Source organism: Polynucleobacter asymbioticus (assembly GCF_018687575.1).
GTDB classification, from domain to species: Bacteria; Pseudomonadota; Gammaproteobacteria; order Burkholderiales; family Burkholderiaceae; genus Polynucleobacter; species Polynucleobacter asymbioticus_C.
Window position 1 is genome coordinate 1596254 of record NZ_CP061297.1, and the last position, 26274, is coordinate 1622527.

28 protein-coding genes and 1 tRNA gene are annotated in these 26274 nt (G+C 46.8%); 9 read left to right on the plus strand and 20 right to left on the minus strand.

All coding sequences use genetic code 11. The features are described from left to right. From AOC19_RS08005 to AOC19_RS08030, 6 genes are all read right to left on the minus strand, one after another. Positions 1-1185 (minus strand): 5-(carboxyamino)imidazole ribonucleotide synthase, encoded by a 1185-nt coding sequence (locus AOC19_RS08005; RefSeq protein WP_215375763.1) that lies wholly within the window; start codon positions 1183-1185, stop codon positions 1-3. A 4-nt stretch (positions 1186-1189) separates the two neighbouring features. Beyond that, positions 1190-1684: a 5-(carboxyamino)imidazole ribonucleotide mutase gene (gene purE / locus AOC19_RS08010; protein WP_215375766.1), complete on the minus strand. Its 495-nt coding sequence runs from the start codon at positions 1682-1684 to the stop codon at positions 1190-1192. 81 nt (positions 1685-1765) lie between these two features. After that, the gene (locus AOC19_RS08015; RefSeq protein WP_215375769.1) at positions 1766-2662 is read right to left on the minus strand and encodes a phosphoribosylaminoimidazolesuccinocarboxamide synthase; all 897 of its coding nucleotides are present in this window, start codon (positions 2660-2662) and stop codon (positions 1766-1768) included. 7 nt (positions 2663-2669) lie between these two features. Further along, positions 2670-3734 carry a class II fructose-bisphosphate aldolase gene (fba, locus tag AOC19_RS08020; RefSeq protein WP_215375773.1) on the minus strand — a complete coding sequence of 355 codons (1065 nt, stop codon included), beginning with the start codon at positions 3732-3734 and terminating at the stop codon, positions 2670-2672. A 62-nt stretch (positions 3735-3796) separates the two neighbouring features. Further along, positions 3797-5233, minus strand: a complete 1437-nt coding sequence (gene pyk, locus AOC19_RS08025; protein ID WP_215375776.1) for a pyruvate kinase — start codon at positions 5231-5233, stop codon at positions 3797-3799. Positions 5234-5235: 2 nt separating this feature from the next. Then, positions 5236-6447, minus strand: coding sequence for a phosphoglycerate kinase (locus AOC19_RS08030; protein ID WP_215375779.1), 1212 nt, complete (start codon positions 6445-6447; stop codon positions 5236-5238). Between the two features lie 213 nt (positions 6448-6660). Here AOC19_RS08030 and AOC19_RS08035 point away from each other — a divergent pair, with 213 nt between their 5' ends. Genes AOC19_RS08035 through AOC19_RS08055 form a run of 5 tightly spaced genes read left to right on the plus strand, consistent with a single transcriptional unit; the run spans position 6661 to position 9985 of the window. After that, entirely contained in the window at positions 6661-7584 is a 924-nt protein-coding gene (locus tag AOC19_RS08035) for a branched-chain amino acid transaminase (RefSeq protein WP_215375781.1), read from the plus strand. A 14-nt stretch (positions 7585-7598) separates the two neighbouring features. Continuing rightward, positions 7599-7790 (plus strand): zinc-finger domain-containing protein, encoded by a 192-nt coding sequence (locus tag AOC19_RS08040; protein ID WP_215375784.1) that lies wholly within the window; start codon positions 7599-7601, stop codon positions 7788-7790. Between the two features lie 45 nt (positions 7791-7835). Beyond that, positions 7836-8873, plus strand: a complete 1038-nt coding sequence (gene waaF, locus AOC19_RS08045) for a lipopolysaccharide heptosyltransferase II (protein WP_215375787.1) — start codon at positions 7836-7838, stop codon at positions 8871-8873. Positions 8874-8907: 34 nt separating this feature from the next. Beyond that, positions 8908-9342 (plus strand): nuclear transport factor 2 family protein, encoded by a 435-nt coding sequence (locus AOC19_RS08050; protein ID WP_215375790.1) that lies wholly within the window; start codon positions 8908-8910, stop codon positions 9340-9342. A 28-nt stretch (positions 9343-9370) separates the two neighbouring features. Then, positions 9371-9985, plus strand: coding sequence for a DUF2946 family protein (locus AOC19_RS08055; RefSeq protein WP_215375792.1), 615 nt, complete (start codon positions 9371-9373; stop codon positions 9983-9985). Here AOC19_RS08055 and AOC19_RS08060 read toward each other — a convergent pair whose 3' ends face one another. Beyond that, a complete protein-coding gene (locus AOC19_RS08060; protein WP_215375794.1) occupies positions 9986-11704 on the minus strand; it encodes a M48 family metalloprotease in 1719 nt (572 codons plus the stop codon). A 23-nt stretch (positions 11705-11727) separates the two neighbouring features. Between AOC19_RS08060 and moaC the strand changes: the two genes are divergently transcribed. Continuing rightward, positions 11728-12201: a cyclic pyranopterin monophosphate synthase MoaC gene (gene moaC / locus AOC19_RS08065; protein WP_215375797.1), complete on the plus strand. Its 474-nt coding sequence runs from the start codon at positions 11728-11730 to the stop codon at positions 12199-12201. 75 nt (positions 12202-12276) lie between these two features. On the opposite strand, the gene AOC19_RS08070 is transcribed toward moaC, so the two are convergent. The 9 genes from AOC19_RS08070 to AOC19_RS08110 all read right to left on the minus strand — a co-directional run bounded on the left by AOC19_RS08070 (position 12277) and on the right by AOC19_RS08110 (position 18835). Next, positions 12277-12774 carry a pilin gene (locus AOC19_RS08070; RefSeq protein ID WP_285896591.1) on the minus strand — a complete coding sequence of 166 codons (498 nt, stop codon included), beginning with the start codon at positions 12772-12774 and terminating at the stop codon, positions 12277-12279. Between the two features lie 125 nt (positions 12775-12899). Beyond that, positions 12900-13598: a TerC family protein gene (locus AOC19_RS08075; protein WP_215375803.1), complete on the minus strand. Its 699-nt coding sequence runs from the start codon at positions 13596-13598 to the stop codon at positions 12900-12902. A gap of 81 nt (positions 13599-13679) precedes the next feature. Then, entirely contained in the window at positions 13680-14573 is an 894-nt protein-coding gene (gene sucD / locus AOC19_RS08080) for a succinate--CoA ligase subunit alpha (RefSeq protein ID WP_015421981.1), read from the minus strand. A 15-nt stretch (positions 14574-14588) separates the two neighbouring features. Continuing rightward, the gene (sucC, locus tag AOC19_RS08085; RefSeq protein WP_215354929.1) at positions 14589-15758 is read right to left on the minus strand and encodes an ADP-forming succinate--CoA ligase subunit beta; all 1170 of its coding nucleotides are present in this window, start codon (positions 15756-15758) and stop codon (positions 14589-14591) included. A 187-nt stretch (positions 15759-15945) separates the two neighbouring features. Then, positions 15946-16482: a recombination regulator RecX gene (gene recX, locus AOC19_RS08090; protein WP_215375806.1), complete on the minus strand. Its 537-nt coding sequence runs from the start codon at positions 16480-16482 to the stop codon at positions 15946-15948. A gap of 7 nt (positions 16483-16489) precedes the next feature. After that, positions 16490-17572, minus strand: a complete 1083-nt coding sequence (gene recA / locus AOC19_RS08095; protein ID WP_370624697.1) for a recombinase RecA — start codon at positions 17570-17572, stop codon at positions 16490-16492. 124 nt (positions 17573-17696) lie between these two features. After that, a complete protein-coding gene (locus tag AOC19_RS08100; protein ID WP_215375812.1) occupies positions 17697-18230 on the minus strand; it encodes a DUF2878 domain-containing protein in 534 nt (177 codons plus the stop codon). Between the two features lie 65 nt (positions 18231-18295). Next, positions 18296-18372 (minus strand) — tRNA-Met (locus AOC19_RS08105). A gap of 55 nt (positions 18373-18427) precedes the next feature. Continuing rightward, complete coding sequence (locus AOC19_RS08110) at positions 18428-18835, minus strand: hypothetical protein (RefSeq protein ID WP_215375816.1); 408 nt, start codon at positions 18833-18835, stop codon at positions 18428-18430. A 49-nt stretch (positions 18836-18884) separates the two neighbouring features. On the opposite strand from AOC19_RS08110, the gene AOC19_RS08115 reads away from it, so the two are divergent. After that, on the plus strand, positions 18885-19496 hold the full coding sequence (locus AOC19_RS08115; protein ID WP_215375818.1) for an MOSC domain-containing protein: 612 nt from the start codon (positions 18885-18887) through the stop codon (positions 19494-19496). Positions 19497-19576: 80 nt separating this feature from the next. Here the strand turns inward: AOC19_RS08115 and AOC19_RS08120 are convergent, their stop codons facing one another. Next, positions 19577-21247: an MFS transporter gene (locus AOC19_RS08120; protein WP_215375821.1), complete on the minus strand. Its 1671-nt coding sequence runs from the start codon at positions 21245-21247 to the stop codon at positions 19577-19579. A 210-nt stretch (positions 21248-21457) separates the two neighbouring features. Between AOC19_RS08120 and AOC19_RS08125 the strand changes: the two genes are divergently transcribed. Continuing rightward, positions 21458-23056 (plus strand): gamma-glutamyltransferase family protein, encoded by a 1599-nt coding sequence (locus AOC19_RS08125; RefSeq protein ID WP_215375824.1) that lies wholly within the window; start codon positions 21458-21460, stop codon positions 23054-23056. Here AOC19_RS08125 and AOC19_RS08130 read toward each other — a convergent pair. After that, the gene (locus AOC19_RS08130; RefSeq protein ID WP_215375827.1) at positions 23043-23672 is read right to left on the minus strand and encodes a trimeric intracellular cation channel family protein; all 630 of its coding nucleotides are present in this window, start codon (positions 23670-23672) and stop codon (positions 23043-23045) included. The genes AOC19_RS08125 and AOC19_RS08130 overlap by 14 nt on opposite strands. Positions 23673-23752: 80 nt before the next feature. Here AOC19_RS08130 and maiA point away from each other — a divergent pair, with 80 nt between their 5' ends. Beyond that, positions 23753-24433: a maleylacetoacetate isomerase gene (gene maiA / locus AOC19_RS08135; RefSeq protein WP_215375829.1), complete on the plus strand. Its 681-nt coding sequence runs from the start codon at positions 23753-23755 to the stop codon at positions 24431-24433. Positions 24434-24444: 11 nt separating this feature from the next. On the opposite strand, the gene AOC19_RS08140 is transcribed toward maiA, so the two are convergent. Together AOC19_RS08140 and AOC19_RS08145 are read right to left on the minus strand one after the other, a co-directional pair. After that, complete coding sequence (locus tag AOC19_RS08140) at positions 24445-24969, minus strand: gamma carbonic anhydrase family protein (protein ID WP_215375832.1); 525 nt, start codon at positions 24967-24969, stop codon at positions 24445-24447. A 35-nt stretch (positions 24970-25004) separates the two neighbouring features. Further along, positions 25005-26222, minus strand: a complete 1218-nt coding sequence (locus AOC19_RS08145; protein WP_435367670.1) for an ammonium transporter — start codon at positions 26220-26222, stop codon at positions 25005-25007. Between the last annotated feature and the right edge of the window lie 52 nt (positions 26223-26274).

The following is a 26274-nucleotide window of genomic DNA, read 5'->3' on the forward strand; positions in this document are numbered from 1 at the left end:
CTAGGGCTCAATCCCTACTTCAACTGCGACAGCCGCACAATTTTGGCGGGCTTGATTGAGTGACTCTCCCAAGCAGTTGATGTGACCCATCTTACGGCCCATGCGTGGATCAGATTTTCCGTAGAGATGTAACTTCGCATCTGGGTGAGATAGCACCTTATCCCAAGCAGGCTCTCTTGTCTTATCTTCGCTACCCTCGTACCAGAGATCCCCCAAGAGATTGAGCATAGAAACGGGTGCTAGCAAGCGGGTATCACCCAGAGGTAGACGAGCCATGCTTCGAACCTGCTGCTCAAACTGACTACTGACACAGGCATCCATGGTGTAGTGGCCGGAGTTATGTGGACGGGGAGCAATTTCATTTGCGACGATGTCACCGCTCTTGAGCACAAAAAACTCAACGCATAAAACACCTACGTAATCAATCTTACGAATGAGCGCTTTAGCAGCTTCAATAATTTTTTTCTCTTGAGCAGGCTTAAGAGATGGTGCTGGCACGGTGGAGGTATGCAAGATACCGTCGCGATGGATATTTTGAGAAACAGGATACGCAACTACCGCATCATCATATCCACGCACCACCAAAGCGGATACCTCAAAATCTAAATCCATGCGCTTTTCAAGAACACAAGGCACCTTACCCAGTTCAGCCCAAGCAGCAACGAGGTTGGCCGAGTCATAAACAGTAATTTGACCTTTGCCGTCGTATCCCATGCGGGCTGTTTTCAGAATGCCGGGAAATAGATCTGCAGGCACATGCTCAATATCTGCATCATGTTCAATAACGCAGTAAGGCGCAGGACCAATATTGGTTTCCGCTTTCCAGGTCGCCAAAAACTTTTTCTCGGCAACGCGGTTTTGAGCCAGCGATACGCAACTACTGCGAGGTGCTACAAAGACACCTAAGGATTCGAGCTCATCTAAAGCTTGTGCAGGGACATTTTCAAATTCCGTACTAACGGATTTGCATAATGCTGCCATCTCTTTCAGCGCAACAGAGTCGGTGTAATCTGCTTGAATAAATTTTTCTGCAATGGAACCAGCGGGACTATCCGATCCAGGATCCAGAACGCAGACCTTGTATCCCATAGCTTGAGCAGCTTGTGTAAACATCCGCCCTAATTGACCACCACCTAAAATTCCTAAATACGAGCCCGGCAAAATGGGCTCCAAACGATCTGCCATCTTCTTAATATCCCGGCAAATTCATAGAGCGCGCAGTATCGGACTGCTTCGCGCGAAACTCTGCTAGCTGTTTTGCTAAAGCAGGATCATTCACTGCCAAGTTGGCAATCACATGCAAAGCTGCATTGGCAGCACCCGCCTCACCAATCGCAAATGTTGCCACTGGAATGCCCTTCGGCATTTGCACGATGGAATACAGAGAGTCCTCACCGCGTAAATATTTGCTAGCAACCGGAACGCCATAGATTGGAACGATGGTTTTGGATGCCAGCATGCCCGGTAAATGCGCAGCGCCACCAGCACCAGCAATAATCGCCTTAAGGCCATTTTTGGAAGCATTTTCTGCATAGGCAAACATGTCATCTGGCATGCGATGAGCAGAAACCACTTTAGCCTCGTGAGCAATACCAAATTGCTCCAACATTTGAGCGGCATGCTGCATGGTGTCCCAATCTGAATTGGATCCCATTACTATTCCGACTACTGGCTTTTTGCTCATTTACCTCTCCAAATGCCCTGATTTACATCGTTAATCTATCTAAGACCTTATTATCCCAGCCTTTTTAGGGCTTCAAGGAAATCAAGCCTTAGTTAAGCGAGCAAGAGCTTCGCGATACTTTTCCGCTGTTTTATCAATCACATCCGCCGGCAATGCAGGTGCAGGGGCTGTTTTGGGCCAAGGCTTGCCATCCACCATAGCTGTTTCGAGCCAGTCCCGCACAAATTGCTTGTCATAGGAAGGGGGATTGGCACCCACATAGTAGGTTTCAGCAGGCCAAAAACGGGAAGAATCAGCGGTGAGGATTTCATCCATCAATACCAGCTGGCCAGCATCATCCAAACCAAATTCAAACTTAGTATCAGCAATAATGATCCCGCGAGTAGCAGCATATTCAGATGCTTCTTTGTACAAACGAATGCTCACTTCACGAATCTGATTGGCCAACTTCTCACCAATCATCTCGATTACCTTGTCAAAGGAAATATTCTCATCATGCTCACCCACTTCTGCTTTAGCTGCAGGAGTAAAAATGGGTTCAGGTAACTTCTGTGCATTTTCCAAACCTTCTGGCAATGCAATCCCACAAACTTTTCCAGTCTCTTTGTAATCTTTCCAGCCGCTACCAGCAAGGTAGCCACGGACTACCGCTTCAACCAAGATTGGCTTGAGTCGTTTCGCTACTACTGCACGACCTTTAACTTGATCTACTTCATCAGCGGGGACAACGCTCTCAGGATCAATACCCGTCAGGTGATTCGGAATTACCTTAGCTAACTTGTCAAACCAAAAGTTAGCCATCTGATTGAGTACGATGCCCTTCTCAGGAATCGGCTGACCCATCACTACATCAAACGCAGATAGACGATCAGTGGTGATCATGAGCAGCTTGTCCTCACCTAATGCGTACACATCGCGGACCTTGCCCTTGGAGAGTAACGGTAATGACTTAATAGAGGTAGCGTACAAAGCTGGCATATTTATCTCACTTCACGATCTGGGCTAATTTGCCACTCTTGTACAGCTCAGCCATTTTTTCCAGGGGAATTGGCTTAATTTTGGATGCCTGACCTGAACTACCAAAAGCATTGAAGCGCGCAATACATACCTTCTTAGCAGCTTCACGCGCAGGCTTAAGGTAATCACGTGGATCAAACTTGCTTGGGTTCTCAAACATGTAACGGCGGATCGCACCAGTCATTGCCAAACGAATATCGGTATCAATATTGATCTTACGCACACCGTTCTTAATGCCCTCTTGAATTTCTTCAACGGGCACACCGTAAGTTTCTTTCATATCGCCACCAAACTCACGAATCTCCGCAAGTAACTCTTGTGGAACACTGGATGAACCATGCATCACTAAATGCGTATTCGGAATGCGCATATGAATTTCTTTAATACGATCGATTGCTAAGATATCGCCTGTCGGCTTCTTCGTAAATTTGTAGGCACCATGACTAGTACCAATCGCAATCGCCAAAGCATCACATTGAGTTGCTTTTACAAAATCAGCCGCTTGCTCAACATCTGTCAATAACTGCTCGCGCGTCATCTTGCCATCGGCACCATGACCGTCTTCTTTGTCGCCCTGCATCGTCTCCAACGAGCCGAGAACACCCAACTCAGCTTCAACAGTAACTCCAATAGAGTGGGAGAACTTCACCACTTCTCTCGATACATCGACGTTGTACTCATAGCTAGCAACCGTCTTACCATCAGCCTCTAAAGAGCCATCCATCATCACACTGGTAAAGCCACTCTTGATGGCAGCCATACATACTGCAGGGCTTTGACCATGATCTTGATGCATCACAACAGGAATATGCGGGTAAGCTTCAACTGCAGCAGAAATCAAATGACGTAAAAACGATTCGCCAGCATATTTACGAGCGCCAGCAGAGGCTTGCATGATCACCGGAGAATCTGCTTCATGAGCAGCCTCCATAATCGCTGTTACTTGCTCTAAATTGTTAACGTTAAATGCTGGCAAGCCGTAGCCGTTTTCAGCAGCGTGATCCAAGAGTTGTCGCAAAGATACTAAAGCCATGATGGTCTCTTAATTAGAAATGTTAGTGATAAATAGTTTGAATAAAAATCTTAAGGGATGAGTTACTTCACCTGAATAATCTTGAGTGAATTGGTACCACCTGGCTCGCCCATAGGCTCACCCGAAGTCAGCACCACAACGTCACCCTGCTTTACTGCGCCCAACTTCTTCAGGCAATCCTCCACCTCTTGCAAGGCGGTGTCTCGTTGCTTGGTGTAATCCAAGCCAATAGGGAATACATTGCGATACGTACTCAAGGCGCGCTGAGTTGCAATCTTTGAGGTTAAGGCAAAGATGGGCAAATGAATATTGTGACGACTCATCCAAACTGCTGTAGATCCTGAGTCAGTTAAAGCAGCAATAGCATTGGCATTGAGATGATGTGCTGTAAATAGCGCTCCCAAGGCAATCGTTTGATCAATCCGCGAGAAGGTTTGATCCAAGAAATCCGTATCCAGTTTTACGCGATCTGACTTTTCTGCCTCAACACAAATCTCAGCCATTGCCTTGATAGTTTGAACAGGGTACATACCCGCAGCCGATTCTGCAGACAACATGACGGCATCTGTGCCATCTAATACAGCATTAGCTACGTCACTGACTTCAGCACGAGTAGGCACTGGAGCATTGATCATGGACTCCATCATTTGCGTAGCAGTAATTGTGAATTTGTCAGCCTCTAGTGCAAGCTTAATCATGCGCTTTTGCAAAGCAGGCACTGCAGCATTACCCACCTCAATCGCTAAGTCGCCTCGTGCAACCATAATGCCGTCGCTCTCCGCAATGATGCTATTGAGCGCAGCAGGTTCAATCGCTTCGGCACGCTCTACCTTTGCAATCGTGCGCACTTTACCAACGCCATGTTTTGCACTGGCTGCATCAGCTAGCTTGCGAGCATAGGCCATATCTGCACCATCTTTTGGAAAACTGATTGCTAAGAAATCGACGCCCATCGCAATCGCTGCATCCAAATCAGCAATATCTTTTTCTGTCAGTGCTGGAGCAGTCAAGCCACCACCAGCACGGTTAATGCCTTTGTTATTGGAGAGAGGTCCACCTTGCTCAACCGAGGTAAAAATTTCTCCACCCCGAACATTCTCAACGCGCAGTACAACTAAGCCATCATTTAACAAGAGACGATCGCCAGGTTTGACATCTTGCGGCAGCTCTTTGTAATCTAAGCCCACGCGCTCTTGATTGCCGAGCTCGCAAGCTACATCCAAAATAAATTGGGCGCCTTCTTTTAAAAGAATTTTGTTATCAACAAATTTACCTACGCGAATTTTTGGGCCCTGAAGATCGGCCATGATGCCAACCTCTTTGCCAACTTCAGCAGAAATACTGCGTACCAAATCGTGACGAGCTTTGTGGTCAGCAACAGTGCCGTGAGAAAAGTTCATTCTCACAACATCCACACCTGCACGAATCATCTCGCGCAATACTTCAGGCTTTTCTGATGCAGGCCCTAATGTGGCAATGATCTTTGTTGCTCTCAACATATTTAATCTTTCGCTCTTTCAGCCAATACCGCAAAGGCTGGCAAGGTTTTACCTTCTAAGAATTCTAAGAAAGCACCACCGCCAGTAGAGATGTAATCCACTTGATTCTCAATACCGTACTTTGCAATTGCAGCTAAGGTATCGCCGCCACCCGCAATCGAGAAAGCTGGCGAATGGGCAATCGCTGCCGCCAACATCTTGGTGCCACCACCAAACTGGTCAATCTCAAATACACCTAATGGGCCGTTCCACACAATCGTGCCGGCATGCGCCAACATAATAGATAGGCGCGCAGCAGTTTTAGGTCCAATATCCAAAATCATGTCGTCTTCTGCAACTTGATCTGCAGGTACGCGGTTCGCACGCGCCAATGGTGATAGTTCATTCGCAACTACGACATCCTCGGGAATAGGAACATGCGCACCGCGCTTTTCCATAATCTCCATGATTTCGCGCGCTTCATCAACCAAGTCAGGCTCAGCTAGTGACTTACCAATTGGTAAACCTTTAGCCAACATAAAAGTATTAGCAATACCGCCGCCAACAATCAACTCATCCACCTTATCAGCTAAAGCCTTCAGAATGGTTAGCTTTGAAGACACTTTAGAGCCTGCCACAATCGCCACCAATGGGCGCTTGGGATTTGCTAGGGCACGACTCAAGGCATCTAACTCAGCGGCCATCAAAGGTCCAGCGCAAGCAATCGGGGCGAATTTAGCTACACCATGGGTAGTTGCCTCAGCACGGTGGGCAGTGCCAAATGCATCATTGACATAGACATCACAGAGAGCAGCAATCTTCTTAGCTAACTCATCGTTATTCTTTTTCTCACCTACATTGAGGCGGCAGTTTTCAAGCAAAACCAATTCACCTGGATTCACTTCAAAACCACCATTAACCCAATCACTAATTAAAGGAACTTTGCGATTCAAAAGGCTTGCTATCCGATCGGCTACTGGCGCCAAACTATCCTCGGGCTTAAATTCACCTTCCGTTGGCCGTCCCAAGTGGGAAGTCACCATAACCGCCGCCCCGGCATCCAAACACATCTGTACCGCCGGCATCGAGGCTCTGATACGCGTGTCTTCGGTGATATTGCCCACATCATCCTGAGGGACATTGAGGTCGGCGCGGATTAAAACCCGCTTTCCCTTGAGAAGTCCTGCTGAAGCTAATTCGCTAAGGCGTTTTACTTTAAAGAGAGATTCCGGCATGAGAATGGGTAAATTGAGTGGTTTATGGGGAATGCTCCATTCTAAATCGTCCGAGCCCCTCACCCCAAAGGAATTGGGCTACTCCGCCACGCTCCCTGCTCTACAATAAAGCCTTGGTCGCTTTATTGGGCCTAGGGGCTAAAACCTCGGTCTAGCGCCCTGTTTTACCCAATTGAATTACCCAATTTATTACATATTTAAAAGGTAGAGAAAATGTCGATGTCCGACCGCGATGGCTTTATTTGGTCCGATGGGAAGCTCATTCCCTGGCGTGAGGCCAATGTTCATGTGCTAACCCACAGCCTCCACTATGGAATGGGTGTATTCGAAGGCATTCGCGCCTACAAAACCCCCCAAGGCACCGCCATTTTCCGCCTTCCAGAGCACGTTAAGCGCCTATTTAATGGAACCAAGATTTTCCAGATGAGCATGCCTTGGTCTCCAGAGCAGATTAGCAAGGGCATTATTGAGGTGGTTAACAGCAATAAGCTGGAATCTTGCTACATTCGCCCAATTATCTTTATCGGCTCCCAAAAACTCGGCATATCTCCAAAAGGCAACAGCATCCACACCGCAATTGCTGCCTGGGAATGGGGCGCCTATTTGGGCGAGGATGGCATCAATAAAGGTATTCGCGTTAAAACCTCCTCATTTACACGCCACTTTGTGAACTCTTCACTAGTTCGTGCCAAGGCCTCTGGTTACTACATCAACTCCATCTTGGCCAATCAAGAAGTCACTGCCAATGGATATGACGAAGCTTTGCTGCTCGATACAGAGGGCTACGTATCCGAAGGATCTGGCGAAAATATCTTTATTGTTAACAACGGCATTATTTACACCCCAGATCTAGCTTCTTGCTTGGATGGCATCACTCGTAACTCCATCATGCAAATTGCCAAAGACCTTGGCTATGAGTTACGTGAGAAGCGCATTACTCGTGATGAAGTGTATTCAGCGGATGAAGCCTTCTTCACTGGCACTGCTGCTGAAGTAACGCCAATTCGTGAGTTGGACGATCGCACTATTGGGGATGGTAAGCGCGGCCCAATTACCGAGCAAATCCAGAAGACCTACTTTGATGCGGTTTACGGTAGAAGCGAGAAGTACAAGTCTTGGTTAACTTACGTTAAGTAATAGGAAATCAGAGAATGAGTGAAGCTCAAGTTGTGAAGGTGAATGGCAATACTGATTTGCCTTTGCATTGCCCAACCAATAAAACCCCTAGCTGGAATTCGCATCCGCGCGTATTTCTCGATGTTGCTAAGACGGGCGAAGCAAAGTGTCCTTATTGCGGCACTGAGTACAAACTCATTCCTGGTACCGAGCCCCACGGGCACTAAACCCATCAGCACCCCAGCATGGGGTGCTGTGTCGGGATACCTGATATGAATCGTATTCTGATCATCGCCCCCAACTGGATTGGTGATGCCGTAATGTCCCAGCCCCTGCTGGCAAATCTGAAAACTATTTATCCACAGTCTCAAATTGATGTTTTAGCAAGCCCTTGGGTTGCGCCCATTTATCGCGCCTGCGATGAAGTTCATCAGGTGATTGAAGCACGCCTAGAGCATAAGCAATTGCAATGGGGTTTACGCAAGCAACTCGCCAGGCAACTGGAATTAAATCAATACGATGCTTGCTTTGTTCTGCCCAATAGCCTGAAGTCTGCTCTCATTCCTTGGCTTGCCAATATTCCGTTACGAATTGGCTATCGCGGAGAGATGCGCTTTGGTTTAATCAATCTTGCCTTAGACAATCCCAGCAAGATTGATCGCCCTCCAATGGCAAATCATTACCTTGCACTCTGCAATGTCATAGATCATTCAGAAAAAATTGATACCCATAAGCCTGTTGACCCTAGGCTCAATATCTCTCCTGAGGCTAAGAAATCGGTTAGCGATAGGTTACAAGCAACTGCGATTCAGGAAAAATCGGTTTATGTTTTTTGCCCTGGGGCTGAGTACGGCAAAACAAAACGCTGGCCTACCGAGCACTTCGCCACTCTCGCACAACAGTTAATGGCTCAAGAGCCAGATGCTCACATCATTCTTTTAGGCAGTAAGAGTGATCACGAACTAGGTGAGGAAATTATTGCCAAAGCCACAAACGCTACACAAATTCAGAACTGGTGTGGAGAAACTTCGCTAGATGAAGCGATTGCTCTTATTGGCATGGGTAAGGCACTCATCAGCAATGATTCTGGATTAATGCATATCGGCGCTGCATTAAAAGTGCCTCAAGTAGCGATCTTTGGGTCAAGCGATCCACAGCATACCCCACCACTGTCTGAGAAAGCTCAAGTTATTTGGCTTCACTTGCCGTGTAGCCCTTGTCACAAGAGAGAGTGCCCATTGGGACATCTCAAATGCTTAAAAGATATTTCGCCAAGCAATGTATTTCAAGCCATTCAGAATATTCATTAATTTTGCATCAATCTAAGCCACCAGAAAGTAAGCCATGTCAAAACTAGCCAGACTTTTTCATAATGCAGATGATGTAGTAGATGCCTGGCGCGACGCCTTAAAACATCGTGATGTTAAAGGTGCTCTAGCAATTTGGCTGGATGATGACTCAATTACTTGTGTACTTCCGGAAGGTCAACGCCTTAGTGGTCATGCAGAAATTCGAGCCGGCCTGGAGCGCCTCCTAGCCAAGCAAGCGCTATTTTTAGAGCCCATTGCCTGCATTAGCCATTCAGTTTTAGGTGCCGCCATCTACGACACTACGGAAGCAGTTCATCTGCGTGCCGATCAAATTGAGGCAGAGTTTTTCCTCAATATCACTTTAGTTTTGTTACAAGATAGTCAAGGGTGGCGTATCGCCCACCTGCATGCAAGTCATTCAACTGAAGATACTTTTGACGCACCCTCAACTCCACACGGACTGCATTAATTCCTAATGGTGCAAAGAGTGCTATCTCATGGATGAGCAAGTTCTAAGGTCTCTCATTAAGTGGCCCAATGTTCCCCACTGCTTTGGCTGGCTAGCACTTGATCGTCGTGGGCAATGGCGTATGCGTGATGAATTCGCACAAGCCAATCAATTAGCGGGAAGCGTCATTCAGCATACTGCTCTCAATGAATTCATCTCCAGAAATTACGCTTGCGATTCTTTGGGTAGATATTTTTTTCAGAACGGGCCTCAGCGGGTTTTCATTACACTGGATGCAACGCCATTCATTGTTAGAATCATTCCCACTGAAAATGGTCCTCAGCTATTAACCCAGTGTGGCACAGAGATAAAACCGCAGGGCGCCCTGAGTGATGAAAAAGGCAATATCTATATCACTGGATTCATTCCGCAATCACTCTCTGATCAAATCGAGAGTGCGATATTTAATAGGACAGAATTGCTATCGGTTGCACTACTTCATGATCATGATTTAGATTTATTCTCAGATCAATCGAAAGTACTAGAGGATGCCTGTAGCTTTAGAGGCTCTTGGCAGTGGAATGGAAAAGATTTACCAATTGAACCTATCCACTCAACCGAACTGGGTGAGCGCTTTCACTTCATGAAAGTACCCAGCAATTAATTAGCCGGGCATATTTTTACCCTGCTCCTTCAACTCCTCTTGATATTGCTTTTGCATTTCTCGAAGACGTGCATCGATGCTGGAGGCTTGATAGAAATCTACCCCGCCAGAAGATCGAGCAATCTTGAGTTGTTCAATGGCAGAAGGCCAAGCGCCCTCGAGCGCATACTTTTCTCCAAGAGCGTAATGGCGCATTGGCACGTTCTTTGCTTGGTCATAGGCATTCGATAGCATGGTCCACCACACGACCTCATTGGGCTGCAACCTAGTACGCGCTTTTAACCAGGCAATGGCGTCATTAGTACGACCTAGCTTGAGATAGGCATTCATCATTGCTGCTCCAGCAGCATAGGATTGTGGGTAGGCTTTTAAAGTCGCCTGAGCAATTTGCAGGGCCTCCTCGTTTTTACCTCTCGCCAATGCCAACTCGGAGGCTGTAATGTCCAGGGAAAGACTTTGCCGCTGAATTGGTGAGCCCGGTGCACTGGCGTTGTTAGCTAAATTGCGCGCTTGCTGTAAAAAGCCTGCAGCCTGATCAAACTTGCCCTGCTTTTGAGCTACTAGCGCAAGTCCATAAAAGCCTTCCATCTGCTTTCCTGGGGCTGACTGTTTGCTTAAAGCTTCAAAGGTATTTTTTAAGTCATACATCTGACTCGAGCTTCCGGATTGCTCCATGCGAGCACGTGCTTTAATGAAATAAAACTCTACTGCCGTCGATACATTTTTGTTGGCGATATTACGAGCACGATCTTGCATATCTGCAATACGATCGGTGGTTAGAGGGTGGGTACGTACATAGGATGGTACGCCGCTGTCCATGATGCCCGTGGCTTTTTGTAAGCGCTGAAAAAATCCTGGGGCACCATTTACGTCATAACCACTCGCTGCCAGAATCTGAAAACCAATTCGATCCGCTTCGCGCTCGGCATCTCTTGAGTAGGAGAGTTGGTTATTTACCGCCACTGCTTGACCGCCCTGCATCAGGCCAGATGCTGCACCTGGATTACGTGAGGCAGCTAAAGCGCCCAATAATATGCCCGCAAGAGCGATCATAGTATTGGTGGTCTGCTTATCCATTTGTCGCGCTAGGTGGCGCTGTAACACGTGGCCTGTCTCGTGACCCATGACTGAAGCAACCTCAGAGTCAGTCTCGGCGCTAACTAGTAATCCCGTGTGAAAGCCAATAAATCCACCTGGTAATGCAAATGCATTAATACTGCTGTCTTTAACAGCGAATACCTCAAAGTTATAGGCTCCACTACCCTGCTCATTAGCACCACCTAATTGCAAGCGTTTTGCAGCTTGCAATAGCCGTCGCTCCATCTGGTTTAAAAAATCATAGATTGGTAAATCATTCGAATAATCTGCATCCGGACGAATCTGGCGCATGATCATCTCGCCATATTTTTTCTCATCCATCCGACTTAAGGTATCGCCACCAGGATCACCCATATCTGGAAGCACAAAGCTTGGTTGGATTTGAGGTGCATTACGTGACGGCAGATTCGAGGAGCGGGCATCAGGCGACTGAACCGCTCTACCCAGGTTTTGTAAAGCTGCCGACTCACCTTGAACCGACACATCACCTGTTACCAAGGAAGGCGCAGGTCCAGCTGCGTAGACCAAGCTGGCACTAGGGCAGGCTAAGCTCAGAATGAGCTGGCCTGCCAAAATTTGCTTAAATAGCGATGATTTATGTGATGTCTTTATGACTTGCATCCCTATATGGTAAAACTTATCCCATGAACAAACTAACTCATTTTGATGCCAGTGGCCAAGCCCATATGGTTAATGTTGGAGACAAGCCCAATACCCACCGGATTGCCATTGCTACAGGCAAAATCACCATGCTCCCAGAGACCTTCGGAATGATCGAAGCTGGTACCCATAAAAAAGGGGATGTTTTGGGTATCGCCCGAATTGCAGGTATTCAGGCATCCAAGAAGACATCCGACTTAATCCCACTCTGTCACCCACTAGCTTTGACACACGTGAGCCTAGAGTTCACTCTCAACAAAGATGCCAGCAGTATTACCTGCCAAGTCAGAGCCGAGACCACTGGCCCTACTGGCGTAGAAATGGAAGCCCTCACCGCAGTCCAAGTCGCCCTCCTCACAATCTACGATATGGCCAAAGCAGTAGATAGAGGTATGGTGATGGGTGATGTCCATCTACTAGAGAAGAGTGGTGGGAAATCTGGGGAGTGGAAGGCTTAATTTATTAGCTACTCGATTGAAATGATGAAGCCACCCTAGGGTGGCTTGATTTCTTATAGAGCACTAATCACTAGATTACTTCGTGATGCGGCACTCAGAAGGCAATAGCTGAGGCAGTAGATTTGTTTCACTCGAGCGACAAGACCAACCGCCAGCCCAAGTCGATCCCTCTGGCTTGGATAAATCAATTGCTTTGGGTATGTTGGCATCTGGATTATTTGTGGGAATGAGATGTAAGGTATTTTTATTTTCCGGGGCGACGTTATTCTGAAAGTCGATGGCAATAGCACCGGATGGTGTGATCTCAATTAACTTCACACTTCGAGTTGGTACAAAAGTAAAGGAGCCATGGGTTGCATCATCCATTGGCACAGTGCCTCTACTAGCAAAAGCTTCTGTGACAGCCAGCTTTGCGCTTGAGGAGAGATTCATACCCTCCACGACGCGGCTGCGAGCAATGTAATCTTGATATTGAGGAACGGCTACCGCTACCAGAATGCCAATGATGGCAACTACCACCATTACTTCAATCAAGGTAAATCCAGACTCTTGCTGCTGATCTTGTGTAGACATATTCATGAGCTCCTGAGGTTTAAATGCCTCATCATCCAGTCTATACCCAACACACTCAAGACGTCCAAATGTAAGAAAAGCCGGCTGTTAAGGCCGGCTTTTCTGATTAATACGAAAGGAAACAATTACGCTTTTTTACTGCTCCGCTTCGCAAGCTCTCCAAGAGCCATAACGCCGATAGCACCTACAGCACCTGCTAGCAAGCTATAGCTTTCGACTCCAGCCCCAAAGAACTTCATCACACCAGGGTCGGAAAGCATCATGCCGCCAGCAATCCAGCCTAGTAAGCCAGCACCAGCCGTAACAATGATCGGGAAGCGATCGATGAGGTACAAAACGATACGGCTGCCACCAATGATGAGCGGCACAGAAACCAACAAACCGAAAACAATATAGCCAAGCTGATGGGCTTGATCGTCTACCTGACCTGCTGCACCTGCAATCGCTAGAACGTTGTCTAGACTCATGACAATATCCGCAATGATGATGGTCTTGATGGCTGCAAATAGCTTGTCAGGCGCTTGAAGATCATGACCCTCATCACCACCTGTATCTACCATTAACTTGTAACCAATCCACAGGAGTGCAAGAGCACCAACAAACTTCAAGAAAGGGATTTGCAGCAAAGTTACCGCGAAGGCAACCAGCACAATACGCAAAATAATTGCGCCAGCTGTTCCCCATAAGATACCCTTACGACGCTGATTAGGGTGTAGGTTTCTGCAAGCTAAAGCAATCACTACCGCGTTATCGCCGCCCAACAGAATATCGATCAAGATGATCTGCGCAACGACAGACCAATCTAGCATTGTTAAAAACTCCATGTCATCCTCTTATATTTTTATGTTTTAACCACAGGTGCTACAGAAAAGGATGCTATCAGGCATCCTTTTCCTAAAGCGTAATTACAACATGGCTTTGAGCAAAGCTGCCATTTCTGATGGATTTCTTGTTACTTTAAAGCCACATTCCTCCATAACAGCCAGCTTGGCGTCTGCTGTATCGGCACCACCAGAAATCAATGCACCAGCGTGGCCCATGCGTTTTCCAGGAGGCGCTGTTACACCAGCGATAAAGCCAACAACTGGCTTTTTCATATTGGCCTTGCACCAACGAGCAGCTTCAGCTTCATCTGGACCGCCGATTTCGCCAATCATGATCACCGCATCGGTATCTGGGTCTTCATTAAACATACGCATCACATCAATATGCTTCAAGCCATTGATTGGGTCCCCACCGATACCTACCGCTGTGGACTGACCTAAACCGATTGCTGTCAATTGACCAACCGCTTCATAAGTCAGGGTGCCAGAACGGCTAACTACACCGATACGACCCTTTTTATGAATATGGCCAGGCATGATGCCGATCTTGATTTCGTCAGGCGTGATGATTCCAGGGCAATTTGGGCCAAGCAGCAAAGTCTTCTTACCACCAGCTGCTTCTTTGGCAGTCATCTTATTGCGCACTTCTAGCATGTCCTTGACTGGAATGCCTTCAGTAATACAGATCACAAAATCGAGGTCAGCTTCAACAGCCTCCCAAATTGCAGCAGCAGCGCCAGGAGGTGGAACATAAATTACAGAAGTGGTTGCACCAGTTTGCTGAGCAGCTTCTTTTACAGTTCCATAGATTGGAATGTTGAAAATAGACTCGCCTGCTTTTTTAGGATTTACACCAGCTACAAAACAGTTTTTTCCGTTTGCGTATTCCTGGCACTTCTCAGTGTGGAATTGACCAGTCTTACCAGTAATACCTTGAGTAATTACTTTAGTATTTTTATTTACCAAAATAGACATATTGAAGTTCCTTGATTATTTGTTTTTCGCAACAGCGGCAACTACCTTAGTAGCAGCTTCTGCCATTGAATCGGCACTAATGATTGGCAAACCAGAGTCAGCAAGAATTTTCTTGCCCAACTCTTCATTGGTACCCTTCATGCGCACAACCAAAGGCACAGTCAAGTTCACAGCCTTACATGCTGTTACTACGCCATCAGCAATCACATCGCAACGCATAATGCCACCGAAAATATTGACCAAAATTGCTTCAACACTCTTGTTCTTGAGCATGATTTTGAATGCTTCAGTTACTTTTTCTGCAGTCGCGCCACCACCAACGTCCAAGAAGTTTGCTGGCTCGCCGCCAAACAACTTAATCGTATCCATCGTAGCCATTGCTAAGCCAGCACCATTCACTAAGCAACCAATGTTGCCGTCAAGTGAGATGTAGGCCAAGTCAAACTTAGAAGCTTCGATCTCAGCTGCATCTTCTTCATCAATATCGCGATAAGCCACGATTTCTGGATGACGATACAAAGCATTCGGATCGAAATTGAATTTAGCGTCAAGCGCCTTGATCTTGCCATTACCTTCGAGAATCAATGGGTTGATCTCAACCAATGAAGCATCGGTTTCCCAATAGGTCTTATACAAATTCTTAAACACATCACTAGCCATTGGAATAGACGCATCTGGAACTCCGATGCCTTTCGCAATGATCTGGCAATCAGCGTCAGTTAAACCAATCAATGGATCAACAAACACTTTGATAATTTTTTCTGGGTGAGATTCTGCAACCTCTTCAATATCCATACCGCCTTCGCTAGAAGCCATGATCACATTCTTTTGTGTGCCACGGTCAGTAACGATACTGAAGTAGTACTCTTTTTTAATATCTGCGCCATCTTCAATTAAGAGGCGATTTACTTTTTGACCTTCTGGACCAGTTTGATGGGTCTTCAACTGCATACCCAAAATTTCAGAAGCGTACTTTTTCACTTCGTCCATGCTGCGTGCTAATTTCACACCGCCGCCTTTACCGCGACCACCTGCATGAATTTGAGCTTTCACAACCCATACTGGGCCACCTAATTTTTCAGCGGCTTTAATTGCCTCATCAACACTAAATGCAGGGATGCCATTTGGAACAGGCACATTAAATTGGCGTAGTAATTCTTTGCCTTGGTACTCATGAATTTTCATTATTACTCCCGAAACGGTATCTTTTGCAAGCGATGAGGATTAGTAAAACCGGTTTTTCCTTGACCACCTATTTACCCAATAAACAACCCAAAAGCGGTTTATCTGAATAAATGGGAGGGGTTTAGCCGACTCCATAAGTCTATCATGCTGCAATGCGGCAACATGGCCTATCTGCTCCGTAATTGCCCTAGTCTGGGCGTCCGGCGACCACCTTAGAAACAACATCCAAACTGAATCCCTTGGAGGCCAAAAAACGGTATTGACGGGCACGCTCCTTTTGCTCTGTTGCCAAAGCACCAAATTTACGCAGCCATAGCTCATGGGCGCGTTGATATTCAGTCTCTTTAAGATTTTTGAGTAGATCGGCCGTCTTTGAGCTATCTACCCCAGCCTGTGCAAGTTCATCCTGTATTTTTCGGGTACCAAAGCGCTCGCTGCGGCGGCGAACCAGAGCTTCTGCAAAGCGTTGATCAGAAAGCCAGCCACGAGCCTCAAAATCATCTAAAACAGCCTCAATCTGGGCGGTTATAGGAATAGCTGGGGCAATTTCCCCGGAATCTTCCTCGGAGGACTTCAACTTCAGCATCCTTGCCGCTGACTCTTCTAGTTTCGCTGCCAGCCCCTTGCGGCTGTACTCTCGCATAGACAAAAGCCGCAAAGCCCGAGCTTTGAGACTCGGGCTTTGTTTTTTACTTCCTTTAACGGTGCCACCTAATTCTGACATCGAAGAATTACGCTTCCTCTTCTTCACTCAAAACGTCGCTCACCACTGCTGTACCAGCCTTGACGCCCAATTTCGCACGAATCTTGGCTTCAATGTCTTGAGCAATAGCTGGGTTCTCTTTTAAGAACTCGCGCACATTATCTTTTCCTTGACCAATGCGATCACCGTTATAGGCATACCAAGAACCAGACTTTTCAACGATATCGGCTTCAACACCCATATCAATAATTTCGCCTTCTCTGGAAATTCCAGCGCCGTACATGATGTCGAAGATGGCTTCACGGAATGGTGGGGATACCTTGTTCTTTACAACCTTCACGCGGGTCTCGTTACCAACCACTTCATCGCCTTTCTTGATACTACCGATACGACGAATATCCAAACGCATAGAAGCGTAAAACTTGAGTGCATTGCCACCAGTAGTTGTCTCAGGTGAACCAAACATCACACCAATCTTCATACGAATCTGGTTAATAAAGATCACTGTTGTATTGGTACGCTTGATTGCGCCAGTCAGCTTACGCAAGGCTTGGCTCATCAGGCGGGCCTGGAGACCTGGCAATGAATCGCCCATATCACCCTCAATCTCCGCCCTTGGCACCAAGGCCGCTACAGAGTCAATAACAATCAAGTCAATGGAACCGGAGCGCACTAGAGCGTCAGCAATTTCCAAGGCTTGCTCACCAGTATCTGGTTGTGAGATCAATAAATTATTGACGTCCACACCTAAGCGTGAAGCATATTGAACATCTAAGGCGTGCTCAGCATCAATAAAGGCACAAGTTCCGCCAATCTTTTGCATCTCTGCAATGGCATGCAAAGTTAATGTTGTCTTACCTGAAGATTCTGGGCCGTAAATCTCAATCACGCGCCCACGGGCTAAACCGCCAACTCCAAGTGCAATATCTAAACCCAATGAACCACTAGAAACGACCTGAATATCTTGATGAATCTCTGCATCGCCCAATCTCATGATTGAGCCCTTGCCAAATTGCTTCTCAATTTGCGCCAAGGCTGCAGTCAATGCCTTTTGCTTGTCTCCGCTCATGCCGTCAAATTCTGATGAGGCTGATTTTTTCTTATCATCCAAGGCCATTTTTTAATTCCTTTTCGCTATGTATTGGGCTATTTCCCGAAGTTTTTGTGCTTTTCAACAACTCAGAAGTTACTGTATATAAAAACAGTATTATTTGCAAGCGGCTTTTTACAGGAATTTACGGATTTTTTACTAGGCCATCGTTGATTGAGGTGCGATCCCAGTAAAAAAAGAGGGGTATGGCAACTCCCCAGGCCAGTCCAAGCAGAACAAGGCCGCCGATTTGGCCGTTGACGCCCCACGCCCCCGCACCCATTCTGACCCCAGCCTCGTAAGACATAGGGCCGGCAATGGCACCCAGAACCACTCCCAGGATGGATCTACCTCGTAACCAAGCCAAAGAGCTATTAATGGTGCTAGCGACTAAGGCCCAAAGAGTCCACATCCATACTGGCGAGAGGTAGGCACTAGGCCAGGAATTCTCAAAGTTTAAGAAACCCCAATAAGCAATGAGAGTGTCGACTACCGCCCCAAATAAGGCTGCCTTCAGGAGCAGTTTTAGCTCCGCAAGAGGTCGTGGCGCAAACCAGACATGAATTGCAAGATAGGCCAAAGTAGCAACAACAGGCCAAAAGACCTGTTGATTGGCTGCACCAATGACGCAAGCAAACCAACCAGCTTGGAAAAAGACGAAATTCCAAAATTTAGCCATCAATCGAACCCGAGTGACATTACTTAAGAAAAAGGCCACTGCCGGTGGGCAATGGCCTTTTGATATGGTGGCGAATCAGGGATTTGAACCCCGGACCTGCGGATTATGATTCCGTCGCTCTAACCAGCTGAGCTAATTCGCCGAACTCGTAATTGTAAATGATCAGACGCCTTCTGTCTAAACCAAAAGGGGTTGATTTACTTAATCTGAAAGACGCTTATCGCATCATCCCGGTTATAGCGGACAAAAACCTCGATTTTCTTAGCCAGAAAGAGCTTTTTTAGCACTTCATCTTTGTTCTCAAAAATGATGGCGGTTTGCTCCGGATAGCGTGAAAAAGGATCGCTCATCACCTCGATAGACTGTCCATCCACCTTGATCATACGAATAGTACGCTTATAAAGACGGTCAGGCTGAATAAAAATCAGCCGCTTGACGTACTTATCTAAAACCAATTTTTGCCCCTGCTCATTGGTCTTGAAGTAATAAACCAACTCATCCTTGCCGTTAGTAGTGACGTCCCGCTCCTCATCCCACTTAGCAAATGCAGTCTGGCTGCTCAGCGCATAAAGAATTGCCACCACCAATAATCTATAAAGAGGCATTATTCACTTTCTTAGTTTGATTATTTCATCTTATCAGTCATCTACACCTATGCAACTTCTCTCCATATCTTCTGGCAAAGTCATGCCACTCTTTGGATCGCATCACCCAAATTACTCACAAGTAGCCTCAGCCATTCATAAACAATCGATTAGCAATCTTGCCTCCCCCACTCCCGTTGAAATTACTCGACTTGGTGTTGCCGGCGATGAGCAGGCAGATCCCTCAGTGCATGGTGGAATAGAAAAAGCGATTTATGTATATCCAGTTGAGCACTATGCTTTTTGGAATGAATTACTTTCTCGTGAGACTAAGAAGCCCGTTGACCTAGCGCTGGGAGCTTTCGGTGAAAACTTCACCATTCAAGGCTTGCTGGAAACGGAGGTATTTGTCGGGGACCAAATGCAGATTGGTGAACTTCAATTTACCGTAGTCAAACTTCGTGAACCCTGCTTTAAGTTCAATGCCAAGATGCACTACAAGGGCGCAGCCAAAGCCATGCTGCAATCCGGTTTTAGTGGGTGGTATCTACGTGTAAATCAAACTGGTCTTCTCGCAGCAGGCGCCGCAATCACTGTTCTGCCAGGCCAAAGAGTGACCTCGATTGCGGATCAAAACCTAGCGCTCTTTAATCGAGGCAATCAAAAAGATCTTTGGGATTAATCGCTGTACTGAATTTTTAGCAATAAAAAAACCCGACCACATCGTGGTCGGGTTTAGTTTTTGAAACAGCCTAGTAAAGCTTAGTCTTTAGCGTAAATGTCTACGTCTTTGGTTTCTTTAATAAACAGTGTACCGATTACCAATGTCACCGCAGCGATGATGATTGGGTACCAGAGACCGTAGTAAATATTACCGTTTTGCGCAACCAAGGCAAAGGCGATTGTTGGCATCAAGCCACCGAACCAACCGTTACCAATGTGGTATGGCAAAGACATAGAGGTGTAGCGAATACGGGTTGGGAACATCTCAACCAACATCGCAGCAATTGGGCCATAAACCATGGTTACCAAGATCACCAAAATTACCAAAATACCAAGAATCGCAGCATGGTTGATGCCAGCAGGATCAGCCTTTGCAGGATAACCAGCAGCATTCAATGCCTCACGAATCGCTTTCTTGAACTCAGCATCTTTTGCTTTTGCATCAGCTGGAGCTAGACCTTTTGCAGAGTAACCCTGAATCTCTGTATCGCCAATCTTCACAACAGCAGTACCGCCGGCTGGGCCAGGGATTGTTGTGTAGCTTGCAGAGTTAGAAGCCATAACTTGCTTTGCAATGTCGCAAGAACTTGTGAACTTCGCAGTACCTGTTGGGTTGAACTGGAAAGTACATTCGTTTACATCAGCAGTAATACTTGCTGGTGCAGTAGCCATCGCCTTTTCTAACGCTGGGTTAGCAAAGTGAGTTAAACCGTTGAACAAGGAAACTGGTGTGTTCGGGATGTACAGAATGATGGCGAGCAACAAGCCACCCATGATGATGACCTTACGGCCGATCTTGTCTGACAAAGTACCGAAGATCACGAAGAATGGTGTGCCGATTACCAATGAAGCAGCAATCAACAAGTTCGCAGTCTTAGGATCTACCTTCAACACTTGAGTGAGGTAGAACAAAGCGTAGAACTGACCTGTGTACCAAACCACCGCTTGACCTGCAACCAGACCAAACAATGCCAAGATAACAATCTTCAAGTTCTTCCATTGACCGAATGATTCTGTCAAAGGCGCTTTAGAAAGTTTGCCCTCTTCCTTCATCTTCTTAAATGCTGGAGATTCGTTCATCGATAAACGGATGTAAACAGAAACGCCCAACAATACGATTGAGAGAAGGAATGGAACGCGCCAGCCCCAGACATCAAAGTCTGCGCCAGTGAATTCACGTGTGAACAAAATCACTAACAAGGACAAGAACAAGCCAAGAGTAGCTGTTGTCTGAATCCAAGCTGTGTACGCGCCACGCTTACCGTGAGGAGCATGCTCCGCAACGTAAGTAGCAGCACCACCGTACTCACCACCCAAAGCCAAACCTTGAAGCATACGCAATGCGATCAAGATAACTGGGGCAGCAACACCGATAGTTGCATAGTTAGGCAAACAACCTACGACGAAGGTTGCGCCACCCATCAAGAGGATCGTCACCAAGAAGGTGTACTTACGACCAATCAAATCACCTAAGCGACCAAATACCAAAGCGCCGAATGGGCGAACGATAAAGCCGGCAGCAAATGCTAACAAAGCAAAAATGAAGGCTGAGCCAGCATCTAAGCCTGAGAAAAACTGCTTGGCCATAATGGCAGCCAATGAACCGTAAAGATAAAAGTCGTACCACTCAAAAACCGTACCTAAAGAGGAAGCAAAAATAACTTTGCGTTCTTCAGCGGTCATTGGGGCTGCTTTAGTTGATGTTGACATCAGTAGCTCCTAACTATTTTTATTAAATGAAAAACAACGGGACGATTATGCTTTGAAAAAATTCAAAGAAATCCACTAGTTAGGGTAATTCCCCATCAAATTGGATCGGGGTTTTCCCGATAAAACTGCAAACTAGAGGCCATAAAGCAACATTTATTAGCTTAGCGTCTAATACCAAAACAACGCATTCATTATTTGGAACCAAAAATCATGCAACAAAAATGGGGTATTCGAGGTATGGCGGTAGCGCCACACTCGCTGGCATCTGAATCTGCTTTAGCAGTCCTGCGCGAAGGCGGCAATGCACTTGAGGCCATGATTGCTGCAGCCGCCACAATTGCAGTTGTCTATCCCCACATGAACTCCATTGGTGGAGACTCTTTCTGGGTGGTTCACTCCCCTGGTAAAGCCATGGGCGGAATTGATGCCTGCGGTGCAGCTGCCGGCCTAGCAACTAAGCAGTGGTACGCCGAGCGCGGAATCACTAAAGCCATTCCTTTTCGAGGTGCTATTGCAGCCAATACAGTTGCTGGCACTATTTCTGGCTGGGGTGCCGCACAAAAGCTTTCGCAACAGGGCCTCAGCGGCAAACTCCCCCTCTCACGCCTACTGGCAGATGCGATTCACTATGCAGAAGCTGGGGTTCCGGTTACCTATAGCCAATCTAGCCTCACCGCCAAAAAACGAGCTGAGCTGAGTGATATTCCCGGATTCGCTGAAACATTTCTAGCTGATGGCCAAGCACCTAATGTAGGCAGCATCTTCAAGCAAGAACGTCTTGCGAAAACCTTGCGCCAAATTTCTCGTAAGGGCACAGAAGATTATTACCGTGGTGATTTAGCTGAATTACTTGCTAAGGAGCTCACGGAAATCGGCAGCCCTCTTAGGTTATCGGATCTTCATCGCCATCAAGCCAAACTGATTGATCCGCTTGAACTCAAACACAGCATGGGCAATGTCTACAACATGACCCCGCCAACCCAAGGCGTTGTGTCTTTAATGATCATTGGTATCTTGGATCAACTCAATCTCAAGCGCTTTAAGGTTGATGGCGCTGAGTATGTTCATCATTGTGTTGAGGCTACTAAACAAGCCTTCATGGTCAGAGATCAATATGTGACTGATCCCGCCTATATGACAAAGCATGCTCAATCTTTCTTGTCCCCCGCCTTTTTAAAGAAGTTGGCAAAAAATATTGATCCTGAAAAAGCTTTACCTTGGGGTCAAGGCAAAGGGCCTGCAGATACGATTTGGATGGGCGTAATTGATGGAGATGGAAATTGCGTTTCCTTCATTCAAAGTATTTATCACGAGTTTGGTGCCGGCATCGTGCTACCTAAATCTGGTGTGAATTGGCAGAACCGCGGATGCAGCTTCTCGCTAGATCCAAAAACACTCAACCACCTTGAACCCTATCGCAAACCATTCCATACATTGAACCCAGCCATGGCTCTATTTAAGGATGGTCGGTCTATGGTGTACGGCACGATGGGTGGCGATGGCCAACCCCAAACGCAGTGCGCCGTCTTTACCCGCACGGCGACATATGGTCTTGATCCACAAGATGCGATTAGCCGCCCACGTTGGCTGCTTGGTAGAACCTGGGGTCAAACTAGTGACAGCCTTAAATTAGAGTCACGCTTTAGTCCATGGGTTGCCAAAGAACTACACGCCCTGGGACACGAAATTGAAATGCTCGATGCCTTTGATGAAACTGTTGGCCATGCGGGTTGTATTATTCGTGACCCATCCGGCACGCTGCATGGTGGCTGGGATCCTCGCAGCGATGGCGCTGTTAGCGCGTTTTAGTAATAAACAATTTGGGTACGCGCAGATCCCAGTGAATAGCAGCTGCGCGTAATCCAAAAATAGCGAGCATACAAATCACTGATCCCTCAAGCGTGAACTCAGGGAAGAAATTGAGAATCAGGATATAGATACAGCAACCCAATGTGACAGGAATTGCATACAGCTCATGCGACATCAATAAAGTTTTTCTACCAGCCAAGATGTCACGCAGTAAGCCGCCGCCAATCGCAGTGACAACCCCCAAGATTACTGGTGCAACTGGCAAGCCAAAGCCCAGGCTCCAAGCCTTATCGGCCCCCTGAATTCCAAACAAGGCAGCGCCAAGGCCGTCGATATACAGCATCCATCGATAAATCTGAGGTTGCGTAAAAAAAGATTCGGCTACAAAAGTCACTATGCATGCGCCCAATGCCACCCAAATATAAATCTGAGCAATCGACCAAAAAGCGGGCACTTCTAAAATGATGTCTCTCAGAGTTCCGCCGCCAATGGCGGTAATCACACCCAATACCAGCACACCAAAAAGATCAACGCCGCGATCGGCAATAGCCAGCACCCCAGTCACTGCAAAAGCGACTGTGGCAATCATTCCAATCCAGAAGTTGATTTGATCCATGGCATCTAGTCTAAATCACCGACTCCGGCCAATCAATGAAGCCCTGAATATACTGAGGGTAATGACATCAAGGAATCTTTATGAATACTCAGCTTTATAGTTTTTGGCGTAGCTCAGCAGCCTTTCGGGTGCGCATTGCGCTTAACTTAAAAGACATGGAATATGAAGTTATCCCAGTACACCTTCTCAAAGAGGGTGGCGGACAACGCGCCCCTGAATATGCAAGGAAGAATCCCAATCGTTTAGTACCGCTTTATACCGATGGCACTCACACCATCCACCAATCGCTTGCCATCATCGAATACCTTGATGAGATTCAAGCAAATCCGCCGCTATTACCTCAGTCTGCAATTGATCGAGCATGGGTTCGCGCAGTAGCAATGGACATTGCAATTGAAATTCATCCGCTGAATAATTTGAGAGTGTTGCGCTACCTCATGAAAACCTTAGGCGTGAGTGCAGAGGCAAAAGATGCCTGGAGTCAACATTGGATGACTGTAGGTTTAGATAGCCTAGAAAAACAATTAAGTGCAGATAAGAGAGTGGGCCGTTTTGCTTATGGTGATCAACCCGGCTTGATTGATATTTTCTTGGTGCCACAAATATTTAATGCACTCAGTGTAAAGATGGATATGAAAGCCTATCCAACGCTGATGAAGATATTTAATGAATGCATGCAGCTACCAGCATTTATTAATGCCTCTTGGGAAAATCAAATCGATGCGGAAGGTTCAAATCCTCCCCCACCATCAGATCAATAGTGCAGCGAAGGTCAGGAGATCTTTTTCAGGGTTTGCTGATATCGCTGCGCATTTTTGACATAACGACCAGCGATATCTTCAATGCCTGCAATCTGCTCTGGTGTCAGCGTTTTGACTGCCTTAGCAGGCGAACCCAAAATCATCGAACCATCAGGAAATTCTTTGCCTTCTGTGACTAATGCGCCAGCCCCAACTAAACAGTTCTTACCAATTTTGGCGCCATTCAAAATGACCGCCCCAATGCCAATCAAACTACCATCGCCAATTTGACAGCCGTGAAGCATCACTTGATGTCCAACAGTAACTTGCTTACCAATAATGAGGGGATAGCCAGGGTCAGTGTGCAGAATTGAGGCATCTTGCACATTACTACTCTCGCCAATTTGAATCAGGTCGTTATCGCCACGGATAACCACCTTAGGCCAGACACTCGCGTTCGCATGAAGCTCAACCCGACCGATTACTTCTGCGCTCTCGGCAACCCAAGCTCCCTCCGCTAAGCGGGGAGCATTTCCATCTAGTTCAAATATAGCCATGACTCATTATAGGTAACGGCTATATTTAGGAAAGCTTACCAATTAGGCTCACGATCAGGCGTGGAAGAAATGCGGTGAATACTCAAATCTGCCCCTTCAAACTCTTCCTCTTGTGACATCCGGATACCTAAAGCCGCCTTGAGCAGTCCATAGACCACAAAGCCACTAATCAAGGCAATGGCTACTCCTAAGCCACTACCAATGAGTTGTCCCAAGAAAGTCACGCCGCCAATACCACCAAGCGCTTTTGTTCCAAAGATACCGGCAGCCAATCCACCCCACAAACCACAGAGACCATGTAGCGGCCACACACCCAACACATCGTCAATCTTCCAGCGGTTTTGCACTAAGGTAAACATGTACACAAACAGGGCGCCAGCGATTAAGCCCACCACCAATGCGCCCATAGGGTGCATCAAATCTGAGCCAGCGCAAACTGCCACCAAGCCAGCTAAAGGGCCGTTATATGTAAAGCCAGGATCGTTACGACCGATAATCCATGCAGCCAAAGTTCCGCCAACCATCGCCATCAAAGAATTCATAGCTACCAAGCCACTGACCTTATCGATAGTCTGTGCACTCATAACGTTAAATCCAAACCAACCTACCGCCAGAATCCAAGCACCCAATGCCAAGAAGGGAATGCTTGAAGGAGGATGGGCTGCAACGTTGCCATCTTTGGTGTAACGACCACGACGTGCACCTAACAGGATGATTGCTGGTAACGCAATCCAACCACCCACTGCATGGACAACAATCGAACCCGCAAAGTCATGGAACTCTTCACCAGTCAGTGACTTGATCCATGCCTGGATGCCGTAATGTTGATTCCAGGCGATGCCCTCAAAGAAGGGGTAAATGAAGCCTACCAAAATAAAGGTAGCAATCAATTGAGGGTTGAACTTCGCGCGCTCAGCAATACCGCCAGAAATAATGGCAGGGATAGCAGCAGCAAAGGTCAGCAAGAAAAAGAACTTAACGAGTTCATAGCCATTTTTCTCAGCCAATAGCTCAGCACCAGAGAAAAAGTCGACGCCGTAGGCAATGCTGTAGCCAATGAAGAAATAGGCAATAGTAGACACTGCAAAGTCGACCAAGATTTTCACTAAGGCATTGACTTGGTTCTTTTTGCGAACAGTGCCTAGCTCAAGAAATGCAAACCCCGCGTGCATGGCTAAAACCATGATGGCACCGAGCAAAATAAACAAGACATCGCTGCCTGATTTCAAAGTTTCCACTGAATAACTCCCCATATTTTTTGCATCATTATGGGGAATTTAGAGGTGGATGCCCAGCAATAATGCA